The sequence below is a fragment of the Streptomyces sp. ISL-12 genome, from assembly GCF_018614415.1.
In the GTDB taxonomy this organism is placed as follows: domain Bacteria; phylum Actinomycetota; class Actinomycetes; order Streptomycetales; family Streptomycetaceae; genus Streptomyces.
In genome coordinates this window covers 1-15,146 of record NZ_JAGGOO010000172.1, presented here as the reverse complement: position 1 = coordinate 15,146, position 15,146 = coordinate 1, and the positions used below count along the sequence as shown (strand labels likewise).

The window sequence follows — 15,146 nt, the reverse complement described above, 5'->3', positions numbered from 1 at the left end:
CGGGCGACAGCGAGGGACCATCCCCGCGGGCGCGGGGAGCAGGGAGCGGGCGCCGCCACGGCCGGCGTGGTGCGGGGACCATCCCCGCGGGCGCGGGGAGCAGCGCACGCGGCCGTCGTTGATCACCCACGGCATGGGACCATCCCCGCGGGCGCGGGGAGCAGTGCAACAGCCTGTTGATCAACTCTTACGAAGCGGGACCATCCCCGCGGGCGCGGGGAGCAGTCGACGTCACCGAACTACTCGGGGGCGGGGCGGGGACCATCCCCGCGGGCGCGGGGAGCAGACGACCGCCCGGATCGAGCGGTGCCGTCAGAAGGGACCATCCCGCGGGCGCGGGGAGCAGCGACGTCGGGCTGGACTATGACTCGGCCTCGGGGGACCATCCCCGCGGGCGCGGGGAGCAGGTGATGTACCGGCCCCACGAACAGGACGGCCCGGGACCATCCCCGCGGGCGCGGGGAGCAGGCCCGGCTGACCTGCTGGTGAGCGCGCTGGACGGGACCATCCCCGCGGGCGCGGGGAGCAGCACCGAGATCGGGTGGCAGCTCCCCGACCGGGAGGACCATCCCCGCGGGCGCGGGGAGCAGGAGGCTCCGCGCTGGACGGCTGAGCAGATCGAGGGACCATCCCCGCGGGCGCGGGGAGCAGCACCTGGTCCAGGACGACGGGGCGCTCAAGGCGGGACCATCCCCGCGGGCGCGGGGAGCAGGAGAACACTGCGGCGTCGGAGCAGACGCTGCGGGGACCATCCCCGCGGGCGCGGGGAGCAGTCGTCTCAGCGATGGCGGCCCAGACACGGAGCGGGACCATCCCCGCGGGCGCGGGGAGCAGTTCCTCCCTGCGCACCCGCCCATCGTCGTCAAGGGACCATCCCCGCGGGCGCGGGGAGCAGGGCGCCGACCGGAAGCCCGTCCTGGCCATCCGGGGACCATCCCCGCGGGCGCGGGGAGCAGATAAAGGCACAGGAGCCGGAGGACGCTATATCGGGACCATCCCCGCGGGCGCGGGGAGCAGCTCGCGGGCGGCGTCGAGCAGGACGGCCAGGTGGGACCATCCCCGCGGGCGCGGGGAGCAGGCCTGATTGTCGCCCTGTACTCGATCGCCCTCGGGACCATCCCCGCGGGCGCGGGGAGCAGTCGCTGCCGAGCGTCGCTGAGATCCGCGAGCAGGGACCATCCCCGCGGGCGCGGGGAGCAGCAGGGACCGTCCGGGCCGCGCGTGAGTCGGTCAGGACCATCCCCGCGGGCGCGGGGAGCAGTTTGTGCTCGTGCTTTCAGTATGGCAAGCCATGGGACCATCCCCGCGGGCGCGGGGAGCAGCCCCAGCTCACACCCCCAACTGCCCGCTGGAACGGACCATCCCCGCGGGCGCGGGGAGCAGGAGCGCTTCGCCGCAGTCGTGCCCGGTGGTGGGGGACCATCCCCGCGGGCGCGGGGAGCAGTCACCTGACGAACCGTCAGACACCCACCCGGAAGGACCATCCCCGCGGGCGCGGGGAGCAGTTGCTGGCCGGGCCCTTCCAGTCCGGCAGGCTGGGACCATCCCCGCGGGCGCGGGGAGCAGTTCGTCATCGAACTCCCCGTCGGCATCAAGTTGGGACCATCCCCGCGGGCGCGGGGAGCAGGCCTCCCGCTCGCCTCCTGATCTCAGCACTCCGGGACCATCCCCGCGGGCGCGGGGAGCAGGGCCACCTCGCGCCAGGGTGGGAGGACACGGCGGGACCATCCCCGCGGGCGCGGGGAGCAGTCGGGGGGGTTCAGAAGACGAGGTGCGTAGATGGGACCATCCCCGCGGGCGCGGGGAGCAGTGGCCGGGTCAGGCGGCGGCGGGGACGGTCTGGGGACCATCCCCGCGGGCGCGGGGAGCAGCGGTAGATGAGGACCTTGTTGAGGTTGGACTCGGGACCATCCCCGCGGGCGCGGGGAGCAGCGCGCGAACAGCACCACCACCGGCGTGACCGTGGGACCATCCCCGCGGGCGCGGGGAGCAGCTGTAGATCGTCGCACCCGCGAGGCGCGGGTCGGGACCATCCCCGCGGGCGCGGGGAGCAGAGTGGCACACCTCGCCGCGCCAACGGACGGAGGGGACCATCCCCGCGGGCGCGGGGAGCAGTGTTCGCCGAGGCCGAAGAGCAGACGCGGACGGGGACCATCCCCGCGGGCGCGGGGAGCAGAGTACACGTAACTCGCAACCACGAAATACATGGGGACCATCCCCGCGGGCGCGGGGAGCAGACTTCCCGACCTGCGGTTTTAGGGCCGCGATGTGCTGTTTCCACTGACTTTCACTGAAGCCGACATATCGGGTCATCCTCGCTGAGTCGTGGACAGTGTGGAGTCCAGGGCAAGTTACCTGATGTCAGAGACTCTGGCTCGGCCTCTGGGTGCCCGGTTCGCAGGAGCATCTGCAGCAGGGCTGGGCGTTCCCGGCGGCACCGTCTTGTGAGTATAGATGCGCTCCATGCGGGAGGCGCAGGTCTGCCTGGGCGCGTTCGGACAGGGTCCCGGTCCGCCCATACCCGTCCTGCTGCTTCGTCTCGTCCACTTTCTTCAACTGGCCATTCCGGAAAGCGTCTTGCGTGTACTGATCTTGTATGGCGTTGGAGGAGACGGCCCCTGCGGGGCTGAGGGCGCGGCTTGCCGGGCCGGTGTTGTCGGTGTGGGCGAAGCATGACCGAGACGGGGATGGGTGGCTGCCGTTGTGGCGGCACATGGAGGACAGTGCCGCGGTAGCGGGACGGTTGTGGGACGAGTGGCTGCCGTCCTCGGTGCGCCGGTTTATCGGTGATGTGCTACCGGAGGGGGAAAGGGACGGGCGGCGGCTGGTTGTGTGGCTGGCGGGCGTTCACGACATCGGGAAGGCGACGCCGGCGTTCGCCTGCCAGGTCGAGGGGCTGGCGCAGGTGATGCGGGGGCGTGGCCTGGAGATGCGGTCGCGGGAGGCGCTGGGGGCGGAGCGGCGGCTGGTTCCGCATGGGCTGGCGGGGCAGGTGCTGCTCGGGGCCTGGCTGGAGGAGCGGTTCGGCTTCGTGGTGAAGCAGGCGGGGCAGTTCGCGGTGGTGGTGGGCGGGCACCACGGTGTTCCGCCGGAGCATGGGCAGATCACAGCGGTGGAGGGGCGGTCGCATCTGCTGTGGACGCCGGGGCCGAGTGAGGCGTTGTGGCGGCGGGTGCAGACGGAGCTGCTGGATGCCTGTGCGGACGCTTTTGAGGTGCGGGGGCGGCTTGCGGCGTGGCGTGGGGTGAAGCTGCCGCAGCCGGTGCAGGTGCTGTTGACGGCTGTGGTGATCGTCGCGGACTGGATCGCCAGTAACCCGGAGCTGTTTCCGTACTTTCCCGAGGACGTGCCCCGTACGGGCGCGGAGCGTCTGGAGGCGGCGTGGCGGGGGCTTGATCTGCCGGGTCCGTGGCAGCCGTCGGTTCCGGACGGGCCGGTGGGGGAGATGTTCGCGTCCCGGTTCGATCTGCCGGCCGGAGCACGGGTGCGGCCGGTGCAGGGGGCTGCGGTGAAGCTGGCCCGGTCGATGGAGGAGCCGGGCCTGATGGTGATCGAGGCGCCGATGGGGGAGGGCAAGACGGAGGCCGCGCTGGCCGTGGCGGAGATTTTGGCGGCCCGGGCCGGGGCGGGCGGGGTGTTCTTTGCGTTGCCGACGATGGTGACCGGCAACGCGATGTTTCCCCGTTTGTTGACGTGGCTGGATCGGCTTCCGGCGTCCAGCGAGGGGCGGTATTCGGTGCAGTTGGCGCATTCGAAGGCCGCGTTGAACGAGGACTTCACCGACCTGATGCGGGGCCGTCGGATCGCGGCGGTCGACCTCGACGGGGAGATGGGGCAGGCGCCGACGGTGGCCGGTGGTGTGGGGCGGGCACCGGCGGAGCTGGTGGCGCATGCCTGGCTGCGGGGACGGAAGAAGGCGATGCTGTCGTCGTTCGTGGCGGGCACGATCGACCAGCTGCTGTTCGCCGGGCTCAAGAGCCGTCACCTGGCGCTGCGGCATCTTGCGCTGGCGGGCAAGGTCATCGTGATCGACGAGGCGCACGCCTACGACACGTACATGAGTGTGTATCTGGACCGGGTGCTGTCGTGGCTGGGGGAGTACCGGGTGCCGGTGGTGGTGCTGTCGGCGACGCTGCCCGCCGGGCGGCGCCGGGAGCTGGTCGTGGCCTACGCCGGCCGGACAGTGGCTGCGGGAGCTGCGGACGGGTTCGATGCCGTCGCCGACGCGGAGGACTATCCGTTGCTGACGGCCGTCGCACCGGGCGGGAAGCCCGTGCTGCGCCGCCCGGGCGTCTGCGGACGGGGCGCGTCGGTGAGCGTGGAGCGCCTGGAGGACGGCCCGCAGGTCCTGGCGGAGCGTCTGGCGAAGGAACTGGCCGGTGGTGGCTGTGCGCTGGTGGTCCGCAACACGGTGCGGCGGGTGCTGGAGACCGCATCGGTGCTGCGGGAGCGATTCGGTTCCGAGCAGGTCACCGTGGCGCACTCCTGTTTCATCGATGTCGACCGGGCTGCCAACGACGCGGCTCTCCTCACCCGGTTCGGGCCGCCCGGCAAGGGCACCGACCGGCCGGAAGGGGCGCACATCGTGGTGGCCAGCCAGGTCGCCGAGCAGTCCCTCGACGTCGATTTCGATCTCCTCGTCACCGACCTGGCGCCAGTCGACCTGATGCTGCAGCGGATGGGCCGCCTCCACCGGCACCCGCGCGGCGGGACCGGGCAGACCGATCGGCCTGCCCTGCTGCGCACGGCCCGCTGTCTGGTCACCGGCGTCGACTGGAGCGGCGAGGTGCCGCAGCCGGTGCGCGGTTCGGTCGCGGTGTACGGGGCGTACGCGCTGCTGCGGTCCGCGGCGGTGCTGGTGCCTCACCTTGACGGCGGCCCGGAGCGCCCGGTGCGGTTGCCGGCCGACATCAGTGTGCTGGTGCAGGCCGCCTACGCGGACCCGGTCGCAGCGCCCGCCGGGTGGGAGACGGAGTGGGAGGAGGCCCGGGCCCGGCACGAGGCGCACCGGGCGGACCAGGCGGAGCGGGCGGCGGTGTTCCGGCTGGGTGCGGTGGGCCGGCCGGGGCGGCCGTTGTTCGGGTGGGTCGCGGCCGGTGTCGGTGATGCGGATGACACCCGGCAGGGCCGGGCGCAGGTCCGTGACAGCCGCGAGAGCCTGGAGGTCGTCGTCGTGCAGCGGCGGCAGGACGGGACGCTGGCGACGGTGCCGTGGCTGGCCCCGGACCGTAAGGGCCGCCGGCGCGCCGGCCTGCCGTTGCCCACTGATCAGGTCCCGGTCGCGGCGGCGGCCCGCACGGCCGCTTCCTGCGGGCTGCGCCTGCCCATCCAGTTCAGCAGTCCGGAGGTGTTGGACCGGACGATCGCCGAGCTGGAGGAGCTGTGCGTGGAGGCGTGGCAGGTCAAGGACAGTCCGTGGCTCGCCGGCCAGCTCATCCTCCCCCTCAGCGAAGACGGTGAGGGACAACTGGCGGGCTTCGCCCTCCGCTACAGCCGTCACGACGGCCTGGAGGTGAGGCGTGCGGATCAGTGACCGCGTGCGCGGTGGGGTATCCCCGCGTGCGCGGGGAGCAGTGCCGTACCCACTGGTGGATGCCCTTGGAACTGGGGCCATCCCGGATCGGGTCCGGGAGCAGACGCCCGCATGCTAGGTCCGTGGCTGGTGCGTGCCCGGTTTCTGCCGCTTGCCGGGCGCGCCTGCTCTTCGAGTACGGGTCCGGGGCCGTCGTCTTGTGCTCTGGTTGCGTGCCTTGGTGGGTGTGGCTGGTGTTCTTCCGGACGGGCGGTTTCTTCTTGCCCAGGTAGTCAGCGGTAGCGCTGTGACGGCTGTGACTGTGGCGGCCAGTTCGGCAGCGCCGTTGTCTTCGCGCTGATTGGCGTCTTCCAGGGGCAGTTCATGGCCCAGGGAGACAGCCGAGCAGAAGATGACGGTGGTCGCTCCTGTCACCAGGCTCCAGCGCATCCATTCGCCCATGCAGCGCACTCCTTTCGATATCGCCACATTCCCTTTGAACTGTTGCGTAGGCGACGTTAGATGTCTGGCGGTGGCGGAAGGCAGGTCCCGGGCCGTGTGGCGAGGGGCCTCCATCCGATCGGACCAGGGACGGTCGCTCGGCAGGGCGCGGCGTGCACCGGTGAGCTGGCCGGAGCGCGCTGCTGTCGAGCACGCGAACGCCGCGCTGCACCCCGTTTTTCCTGTTCAGCCCCGCTTGTCAGTGGTGTCTGGCAGGCTTCTGCCCCCGTGGCAGCGTTCTCGACGGTCTTGAGGTGATCTGTGCCCGAAAACGATGTGGGCGACGGCGAGTTGGCGTTCGACTTGACCGCCCGGCCGTGGATTGCGGTCCTGCGGCGCGACGGCCGGATGGATGAGCTGTCACTCGGCGAGGTGTTCGCGCAGGCCGGTGACGTGCGGCGCCTCGTGGGGGATGTCCCCACCCAGGAGTTCGCCCTGGTCCGGTTGCTGCTGGCGATCGCCCACGACGCCCTGGACGGACCGGAGGACACCGACGCCTGGGCTGAGCTGTGGGCGGACCCGGCCTGCTTCGCGCCGGTGGGCGACTATCTGGAGGCCCACCGGGACCGGTTCGATCTGCTGCACGGCCAGGTGCCGTTCTTCCAGACGGCCGGGCTGCACACGGCGAAGGACGAGGTGTTCTCCCTGAACCGGATCGTGGCCGACGTGCCCAACGGTGAGCCGTTCTTCAGCGCCCGGATGCCGGCTGTGGAGCGTCTGTCGTTCGCGGAGGCGGCCCGGTGGGTGGTGCACGCGCACGCCTACGACACCTCCGGGATCAAAACCGGGGTGGTGGGCGACGGGCGGGCGCAGAAGGGAAAGGTGTATCCGCTCGGGGTGGGCTGGGCCGGCTGTCTGGGCGGGGTCTTCGTGGAGGGGGCCACCCTGCGCGAGACGCTGCTGCTGAACCTGGTCGCCGCCGATCCCGCCGATGGTGGCGGTGATGTGCCGGCGTGGCGTCGTGCGGCGTGCGGGCCGGGCGGGGCGGAGCGGGCGCCGACGGGGGTGCGGGATCTGTACACCTGGCAGACGCGGCGTCTGCGGCTGTGCTTCGACGAGGCGGGCGTGTACGGGGTGGTGCTGGGCTACGGCGATCCCCTCAGTCCCCGGAACCGGCACGCCCTGGAGCCGATGTCGGCGTGGCGGCGCAGCACGGCGCAGGAGAAGAAGCTGGGCACGGTGCCGGTGTATCTGCCGCGTGAGCACGACCCGGAGCGTGCGGCGTGGCGGGGGGTCGCGTCGCTGGTGGCCGGTCAGGCCCTGCCGGTGGCCGGTGCGGAACCGGCCGCGTATCTGCGGCCGGGGATCCTGGAGTGGATCGCGCAGCTGGTGACGGAGGGGGAGCTGGAGCGGGAGTACCTGCTGCGGGCCCGCCTGGTGGGGTCGGTGTACGGCACGCAGCAGTCCGTCATCGACGAGATCGTCGACGATCAGGTGGCGATGGCCGTGGTGTTGCTGCACCGGCAGGACCGCCGGTACGCGGAGCAGGCCGTCGCGGCCGTCGAGGACGCCGACGCCGCGGTCAACGCGGTCGGTGACCTCGCCACGAATCTGGCGCGGGCGGTGGGCAGCGACGGTGAGGGGCAGCGGGCCACGGCCCGGGATCTCGCCTACGGACTGCTGGAAGGCCCCTACCGCACGTGGCTGGCCCGGCTCGCCGAGGCCGATGACCCCTACGACCGGCGTCTGGCCTGGCGCAGCGACGTCCACGGGATCGTCGGCCGGCTCGGTGACCGGCTGATCGCCGAGGCGGGCGATGCCGCCTGGCAGGGCCGGACGGTGGCGGTGAAGAAGGGCACGGAGTGGCTGAACACGGCGTTGGCCCGCACGTGGTTCCGCTCCGCCCTGCACCGGTCGCTGGGCGGGCCCGGCACCCAAGCCGCTGACACCTCTGTGGTCACGGCGCCCGAGACTTCCGTGGAGGCACCCGCATGACCACCACCGTCACCGCTCTGAAGAGCGCACGCGAGCAGGTCGCCGCCCTGGCGGCCACCCAGATCACCGGCTGGCAGCGCGGCTACCTCGCCGACCAGGCACGGGCGGTCGCCGTACTGGCCCGGCTGCGCCGGGGCGCCGGCCGGCCGGCCGGGCAACTGCCCGATCTGTGGGAGCTGATCGACACCAGCCGGCTGCACCAACCCGCTGAAGACGCACGGAAGATGTCCGAGGCGGAACTCACGCGGGCCGAGGACGCCCTGCACGTGACCTACACCGTGTGGGCGCTGCACCAGCAGTCCCGGCCCACCGGTATGCACCAGACCGGCCGGGCGGGCGCCGACCGTGGTCTGGGGGCGGCGGTGCGGCGCCTGATGAAGCCCGGCGAGATCAGCGAGCCGGCGCGCAAGCGCCTGGTCCGCGCCGGTACGGCCGCTGATCTGGCGAGCCTGGCCGTGCGGCTGCGGGACATCGTCACCGTCTTGCGCCGCCAGGACCTTCCCCTCGATTACGGCTTGCTCGCGGGCCAGCTGTCCATCTGGCAGCAGCCCGGCGGTCCGGAACGGGTCCGCGTCGAGTGGGGCCGCTCCTTCCACGCCTACGACAAGACCACCACCGCGCCGGCCGGCACCGGCCCGGACCCGGCTGCCGGAACCAGTACCGGCACTGACTTCGACGACCGTACGGACCTCGACAAGGACGCCTCGTGAACCGCATCTTCCTCGACGTGCACGCTCTGCAGACCGTGCCGCCCAGCAACCTCAACCGCGATGACACCGGCGCCCCCAAGAGCGCCGTGTACGGGGGAGTGCCGCGGGCGCGGGTCTCCAGCCAGGCGTGGAAGCGGGCCATGCGCACCTACTTCAAGGAGGAGCATCTCCTCGACCCGAGCGAACTCGGGGTGCGCAGCAAGAAGATTGTGGAAGCGGTCGCGGAGCGGATCACCGCCCTGGATCCGGCGCTGGCGGGTGAGCAGGCGCTGCGGATCGCCGACGAGACGATCAAGGCCACCGGTCTGAAGACGGAGGTGCCCAAGCGGAAGGCCGACCAGGTCAAGGACGGGCAGCCGAAGCCGGCCCCGGAGGCCAAGTACCTGGTCTTCCTCAGCTCCCGGCAGATGGACGGCTTGGCCCGGCTCGCTGTCGACGGCGCCGGCGACATCACCGCGTACCTGAAGGAGAAGAAGAACAGGGACGCGGCCAAGGCGGTCGCCGACACCCGGCACAGCGTCGACATCGCCCTGTTCGGCCGGATGGTCGCCGACGTCGCCGACTTCGGCGTGGACGCCGCCGTGCAGGTCGCCCACGCCCTGAGTGTGCACCGCGTGGACAACGAGTCCGACTACTACACGGCCGTCGACGATGAGAACCGCGATGAGGAGACCGGCGCCGGCATGATCGGCACCGTCGACTTCAACTCCGCCACCCTCTACCGCTACGCCGCGCTCGGCGTGCACCAGCTCGCGCACACCCTCGGCCAGGGCCTGCGGGAGGACGAGCCGGTCACCGAACCGGTCCGCCGGGCAGTGGAGGCCTTCGTCCACGCCTTCGCCGCGTCCCTGCCCACCGGAAAAATCAACACGTTCGGGCACCACACCCTGCCCGACGCCGTCGTCGTCACCCTGCGCAGCACCCGGCCCGTCAGCTACGCCTCCGCCTTCGAAGAGCCCGTCCGGGGCGAGACCGGCGGCTTCGTCCGCGAAGCCAGCGAGCGCCTCGCCTCCTACGCACCCGACCTCGAACGTGCCTACGGACAGACCGGCGACGCCCGCACCTGGGTTCTGCGTGTCGGTCCCAACACCCGTGCGCTGGCCGCGCTGGGCACCGAGACCGACACGCTCACCGAGCTCGTCACCGCGGTCGGCGCGGCCGTCACCGAACGCCTGGAGAAGCCCGCATGAGCGTGCTCGCCCTGCGCCTGGCCGGCCCCCTGCAGTCCTGGGGGGCCACCTCCCGCTTCGCCCGCCGCACCACCGAATCCGCCCCGACCAAGAGCGGCGTCATCGGGCTGCTCGCCGCCGCGGCCGGCCTCGAACGCGGCGACGACACCCATCTCGCCGAGCTGGCCGCTCTGCGCTTCGCCGTCCGTATCGACCAGCCCGGCACCCGCCTGCGCGACTTCCACACCGCCCACCACGCGGTCACCGGCAAGGCCATGCCGGTCTCCGACCGCTTCTACCTCGCCGACGCCGTGTTCGTCGCCGCCCTCCACGGCGACCCCGGCCTCCTGGCCGACCTGCACACCGCCGTACGGAACCCCGTGTACGCGCCGTTCCTGGGCCGCCGCTCCTGCCCGCCCGCCCAGCCCGTCGACCTGGCGCTCACCGACGACCCGACCGCCCTGGACGCCCTGCGCGCCCTGCCCTGGCAGGCCTCCCCCTGGCACCAGCGCCAGCACCGCCAGCACGAGGTCGACCTCACCGTCCTGCGGGAAGCAGACCCCGACGACCCGGCCGCCGACACCCTGCGCGACCAGCCCGTCAGCTTCCACCCCGCACACCGCCGCCATGCCCTGCGCACCGTGATCACCGACCACGTACGCATCCCCCACCCCGAGGCCGGCACCCTGCCGGCCCGGCACGAACCGTTCGCCGCCCTGGACGAGGAGAGCGCCTGATGTTCCTCACCCGCTTCCGTGTGAACACCGCGCGCCCGGGCGCCCGCCGCCTGCTGGCCTCACCCCAGGTGATGCACGCCGCCGTCATGTCGTCCTTCCCGGCGCTGCTGCCCGGCGACACCCCGCCGCCGGACGGGCCGAGGGTGCTGTGGCGCCTGGACCACACCGGGCGTGCCGACGTCTTCCTCTACCTCGTCAGCCCCCACCGCCCCGACCTCACCCACCTGGTCGAACAGGCCGGATGGCCCGCCGCGGCCGGCCCGGACGCACCCGGCTGGGAAACCCGCCCCTACGCCCCCTTCCTCGACCGGCTCGCCACGGGCAGCCGCTGGGCGTTCCGCCTGACCGCCAACCCCATCCATCACATCCGCCGCAAAGACGACGAACCCATCAAACGCACCGCCCACCACACCCCCGTTCATCAGATGGGCTGGCTCCTGGACCGCCAGGAACGCTGCGGCTTCCGCATCACCGAAAAACCGGACGACCAACGCCTGTTGCCCGCCGGCACCACCCACACCGGCAAGCCCCACCACGGCGACCGCTACCACCTCACCGTCCACGACCACCGCAACCGCGCCTTCGACAAAACCCGCAACCCCAGCCCTCCGGCAGGCCGCCGCACCGGACCGGTCACCCTGGTCACCGTCACCTTCGACGGCCGCCTCGAAGTCACCGACCCCGACCTCATGCGCCGCACCCTCACGCGCGGCATCGGCAAAGCCAAGGCCTACGGATGCGGCCTGCTCACCCTCGCCCCCCTCACCGGCGAGCCCCGGTGACCGGCATCTCCCAGCGCACCGCGCTCAGCCCCCGCCACCTCACCCGCACCGGCGACCGCCTGTCCTTCATCTACCTCGAACGCTGCACCGTCCACCGCGACGCCAACGCCATCACGGCCACCGACGCCGACGGCACCACCCACATCCCCTCCGCCACCATCAACACCCTCCTCCTCGGCCCCGGCACCCGCATCACCCACCAGGCCATGAGCGTCCTCGGCGAAACCGGAGCCGCCGTCTGCTGGGTCGGCGAACACGCCGTGCGCTACTACGCATCCGGCCGCGCCCTGACCCGATCCGCCGCCCTTGCCGAAGCCCAGGCCACCCAGTGGGCCAACACCCGCAGCCGGCTCGCCGTCGCCCGAGCCATGTACCGGCTGCGCTTCCCCGACGAAGACCCCGCCGGCCTCACCCGCCAGGAACTCCTCGGCCGCGAAGGCCAACGCGTCAAGGACTGCTACCGCGCCCAGGCCGCCCGCACCGGCGTGAAATGGAACGGCCGCCGCTACACCCCCGGCGACTTCACCAGCGGCGACACCGTCAACCAGGCCGTCACCGCCGCCGCCCAGTGCATGTACGGCATCGCCCACGCCGTCGTCACCTCCCTCGGCTGCAGCCCCGCCCTCGGCTTCGTCCACTCCGGCCACGAACTGTCCTTCGTCCTGGACATCGCCGACCTGTACAAGACCGAACTCGCAATCCCGGTCGCCTTCGATGTCGCCGCCGACAGCGACGAAGACCCCGGCCCCCGGACCCGCCGGGTCCTGCGCGACCGCATCAACGAGACCGGCCTGCTCAACCGATGCGTCGATGACATCAAACGGCTTCTGCTGCCCCAGACTCCTACCGCGAACCTCAACGAGGACCAGGACACCGTCAGCCTGCACAGCGACGCCGGCCGCATCCTCCCCGCCGGCCGCAACTACAGCCCGGACACCGACGACGGGACCAATCCCGAGCCGTACACGGATCCGGAGACGCCCTGGTGACCGTCATCGTCCTCACCAACTGCCCGGCCGGCCTGCGCGGCTTCCTCACCCGCTGGCTCCTGGAAATCTCCGCAGGCGTCTTCATCGGCAACCCCTCCGCACGCATCCGCGACCTGCTCTGGAACGAAGTCCAGCAGTACGCCGGGCAGGGCCGCGCCCTCCTCGCCCACACCACCGACAACGAGCAAGGCTTTACCTTCCGCACCCACGACCACGCCTGGCACCCCACCGACCACGAAGGCCTCACCCTCATCCACCGCCCGAACGCCCAGACCACACCCGGCACCACTACACCCAAAAAGGGCTGGAGCAACGCCGCCAAGCGGCGACGCTACGGAAGCAGATGAAGCCCTTAATGTCGCCTTCGTCGCGTATATCGGACTCGATGAAAGTCATGCAGAACCGCCAATCGCTGTGACAACACCGCAGGTCGCGAAGTGTGCTCCCCGCGCCCGCCGGGATGGTCCAGCAGGTGCCGGCGGTGGAAGCGCCCGCCCTCGGTGCTCCCCGCGCCCGCCGGGATGGTCCCCCCTACTACCGGTAGAGGGCCTCCGGCCGTCAGTGCTCCCCGCGCCCGCCGGGATGGTCCCGACTTCACGGCGTCTCGCTGGAGTCGCTGCCGGTGCTCCCCGCGCCCGCCGGGATGGTCCCACGGCCACGGCAAGGGTGATGGTGATCAGGGCGTGCTCCCCGCGCCCGCGGGGATGGTCCCGGCCGGCGGGCTGAGGTCGCTGGACGGTGAGCGTGCTCCCCGCGCCCGCGGGGATGGTCCCGCCTGCAGGAACGTGGCCAGGACGCGTTCCAGGTGCTCCCCGCGCCCGCGGGGATGGTCCCGCGTAGCCGGGCCGGGAGCTGCCCCAGGCGGGGTGCTCCCCGCGCCCGCGGGGATGGTCCCACCGGCGGCGAAGTCGCCTACGTCATCGCCGGGTGCTCCCCGCGCCCGCGGGGATGGTCCCTGTTCCAGGGTCACGCCCACCTGGTCCGCATCGTGCTCCCCGCGCACCTGGTCCGCATCGTGCTCCCCGCGCCCGCGGGGATGGTCCCGAATCCGTCGCCAAAGCGCGCGCGGACCGAGGGTGCTCCCCGCGCCCGCGGGGATGGTCCCGCGTCGCCCGGCCTCCAGACGATCGCGCCGCCGTGCTCCCCGCGCCCGCGGGGATGGTCCCCCCTTCCGACCAGCACAAACACCGTCTCTGTGTGCTCCCCGCGCCCGCGGGGATGGTCCCTGGGGTCAGCTCGGCGCCGGCCGAGGAGGTGCGTGCTCCCCGCGCCCGCGGGGATGGTCCCGGCATCAGGCCGTGCCACAGGGCCCGTACGGGGTGCTCCCCGCGCCCGCAGGGATGGTCCCTTCTGCTTGTGCCGGGCCATCAGCCCGTCGTTGTGCTCCCCGCGCCTACGGGGATGGTCCTGCAGCGAGCAGGTAGTTCTGGTCCGGCATCGCGCGCTCCCCGCGCCTGCGGGGATGGTCCCGACGAACCGCGTCCGCACCGCCACCCCGTATGACCAGCCAGGGCCCCGTCGGGTCATCCCCGTACCGGCGGGGCCTTTGTGTGTCCCCTATGCCACCATGCCCACACCCGATCACGCCGCCTTGGGGGGACTCCTGCGCACCCGCGCCACCACGATCACGACCGCCGCGCTGCTCCTCGTCGCGCTCACCGGTCCCTGATGCCAGGGTGACGATCCTGGCGAAGGAGATCCACGAGCACCATGCCTGCGCCACGTAAGTACCGGACGAACTTCGGGAGCGCGCGATCCGCGAGGTCCGCAGCACCGGCCGCCCGATCGTGCACGTCGCGAAGGACCTGGGCATCCACAAGGAGGCGCTGCGCGGCTGGGTCCGCCAGGACAAAGCCGACCGTGGCGAGCGAGATGACCGGCTCACCGCCGACGGACGTGGCGAACTGACTGCCCCGGCAGGCGTGCGGTGGTGGGCTCTTCGTCGTCCCTCGGAGTTCCGCCCGATCAGGTGGGGTTCGCGCTGTGCCCAGGCGCGTTGCGGGCCGCTCACTGGACGGTAGGTCGCGACCGCTGATCTACGGAAGGACCCGCGTGCTTCGCCACCTCGCCGCTGTCCTGGCTGCCCTCACGATCCTCGCTCCCGTCGTTCAGGCAGCGCCCGCTGCGGAGCCCGTTGTCCTGCCGCTCGCTGAGGCGGTCGACGTCGACACGGCAGAGGTGAACACCGAGCCCCGCCGCCATCCTCGGCGTCTCACCGCCTACCGTGCACGAGCTCGTTAGGGACGGACCGGACACAGCGGTGTGGCGGCCGTCTGGAGAGAAGGGGGACCGCGACCAGAGGCCGGTCAAGCCCCAGGCCAGTCCCGCCTCAGCAACTGGCTGCCCACGACTCCGCCCCTTCCGCCGGATACGGTGAAGGGCGGTGTCGTCGACCGGAAGCCCGTGTCTCAGGCGGCTGCCCCCAGTCGGCTTCGGTGTCGGCGGGGATGACCACGCCGACGGGTGCTGTGGTGTAGAGCGCGACATCGGGGGTTCCGGTCCAGATGGTACCGAAGGGGACCTCGATCGACTTTCTGTTTAAAGGAAGGAATTCTCTTGGACGTAGAACCATGGACGTTGGTCCACCAGGCGGTCGAAAATTGCGACTATGAGGAACTGTCCGTGCTCCTTGACGCTGGAGCGGATCCAAACGAGAAATGTTTTGAGATTACTCTACTGGGTCACGCGATCGAAGTTGAAGGGGATTCGGCGTTGCAGTCTGGATGCCGGTTGCATGGTGCGCTGACTGCAATCGTTCTGGCTTATGGAGCCGACCCAAACCTAGAGTCGTATGGCGGTCAAACGCCCATA

The 15,146-nt window shown here is 71.7% G+C and carries 10 protein-coding genes and 2 CRISPR repeat arrays; all 10 genes read left to right on the top strand.

The window, feature by feature from the left end; translation table 11 throughout:
• Positions 1-13: 13 nt before the first annotated feature.
• Positions 14-2,237: a CRISPR direct-repeat array (repeat unit 28 nt; unit sequence GGACCATCCCCGCGGGCGCGGGGAGCAG).
• A gap of 359 nt (positions 2,238-2,596) precedes the next feature.
• Positions 2,597-5,533 carry a CRISPR-associated helicase Cas3' gene (gene cas3, locus J7I94_RS35610; protein ID WP_215174139.1) on the top strand — a complete coding sequence of 979 codons (2,937 nt, stop codon included), beginning with the start codon at positions 2,597-2,599 and terminating at the stop codon, positions 5,531-5,533.
• Positions 5,534-6,274: 741 nt separating this feature from the next.
• Positions 6,275-7,948 carry a type I-E CRISPR-associated protein Cse1/CasA gene (casA, locus tag J7I94_RS35605; protein ID WP_215174137.1) on the top strand — a complete coding sequence of 558 codons (1,674 nt, stop codon included), beginning with the start codon at positions 6,275-6,277 and terminating at the stop codon, positions 7,946-7,948.
• Positions 7,945-8,658: a type I-E CRISPR-associated protein Cse2/CasB gene (gene casB / locus J7I94_RS35600; RefSeq protein WP_215174135.1), complete on the top strand. Its 714-nt coding sequence runs from the start codon at positions 7,945-7,947 to the stop codon at positions 8,656-8,658. Before casA ends, casB begins: the two co-directional genes overlap by 4 nt.
• Positions 8,655-9,848, top strand: coding sequence for a type I-E CRISPR-associated protein Cas7/Cse4/CasC (cas7e, locus tag J7I94_RS35595; protein ID WP_215174133.1), 1,194 nt, complete (start codon positions 8,655-8,657; stop codon positions 9,846-9,848). Before casB ends, cas7e begins: the two co-directional genes overlap by 4 nt.
• Complete coding sequence (gene cas5e, locus J7I94_RS35590) at positions 9,845-10,564, top strand: type I-E CRISPR-associated protein Cas5/CasD (protein WP_215174131.1); 720 nt, start codon at positions 9,845-9,847, stop codon at positions 10,562-10,564. Before cas7e ends, cas5e begins: the two co-directional genes overlap by 4 nt.
• Positions 10,564-11,346 carry a type I-E CRISPR-associated protein Cas6/Cse3/CasE gene (gene cas6e, locus J7I94_RS35585; RefSeq protein WP_215174129.1) on the top strand — a complete coding sequence of 261 codons (783 nt, stop codon included), beginning with the start codon at positions 10,564-10,566 and terminating at the stop codon, positions 11,344-11,346. Before cas5e ends, cas6e begins: the two co-directional genes overlap by 1 nt.
• Entirely contained in the window at positions 11,343-12,335 is a 993-nt protein-coding gene (gene cas1e / locus J7I94_RS35580; RefSeq protein ID WP_215174127.1) for a type I-E CRISPR-associated endonuclease Cas1e, read from the top strand. The genes cas6e and cas1e overlap by 4 nt, the downstream gene beginning before the upstream one ends.
• Entirely contained in the window at positions 12,332-12,682 is a 351-nt protein-coding gene (gene cas2e / locus J7I94_RS35575) for a type I-E CRISPR-associated endoribonuclease Cas2e (protein ID WP_215174125.1), read from the top strand. The genes cas1e and cas2e overlap by 4 nt, the downstream gene beginning before the upstream one ends.
• Before the next feature lie 92 nt (positions 12,683-12,774).
• Positions 12,775-13,805: a CRISPR direct-repeat array (repeat unit 29 nt; unit sequence GTGCTCCCCGCGCCCGCGGGGATGGTCCC).
• Between the two features lie 317 nt (positions 13,806-14,122).
• A complete protein-coding gene (locus tag J7I94_RS39640; protein ID WP_374198487.1) occupies positions 14,123-14,356 on the top strand; it encodes a hypothetical protein in 234 nt (77 codons plus the stop codon).
• Positions 14,357-14,891: 535 nt separating this feature from the next.
• On the top strand, positions 14,892-15,146 hold a 255-nt coding region (locus J7I94_RS35565), incomplete at its 3' end, for an ankyrin repeat domain-containing protein (protein WP_215174123.1).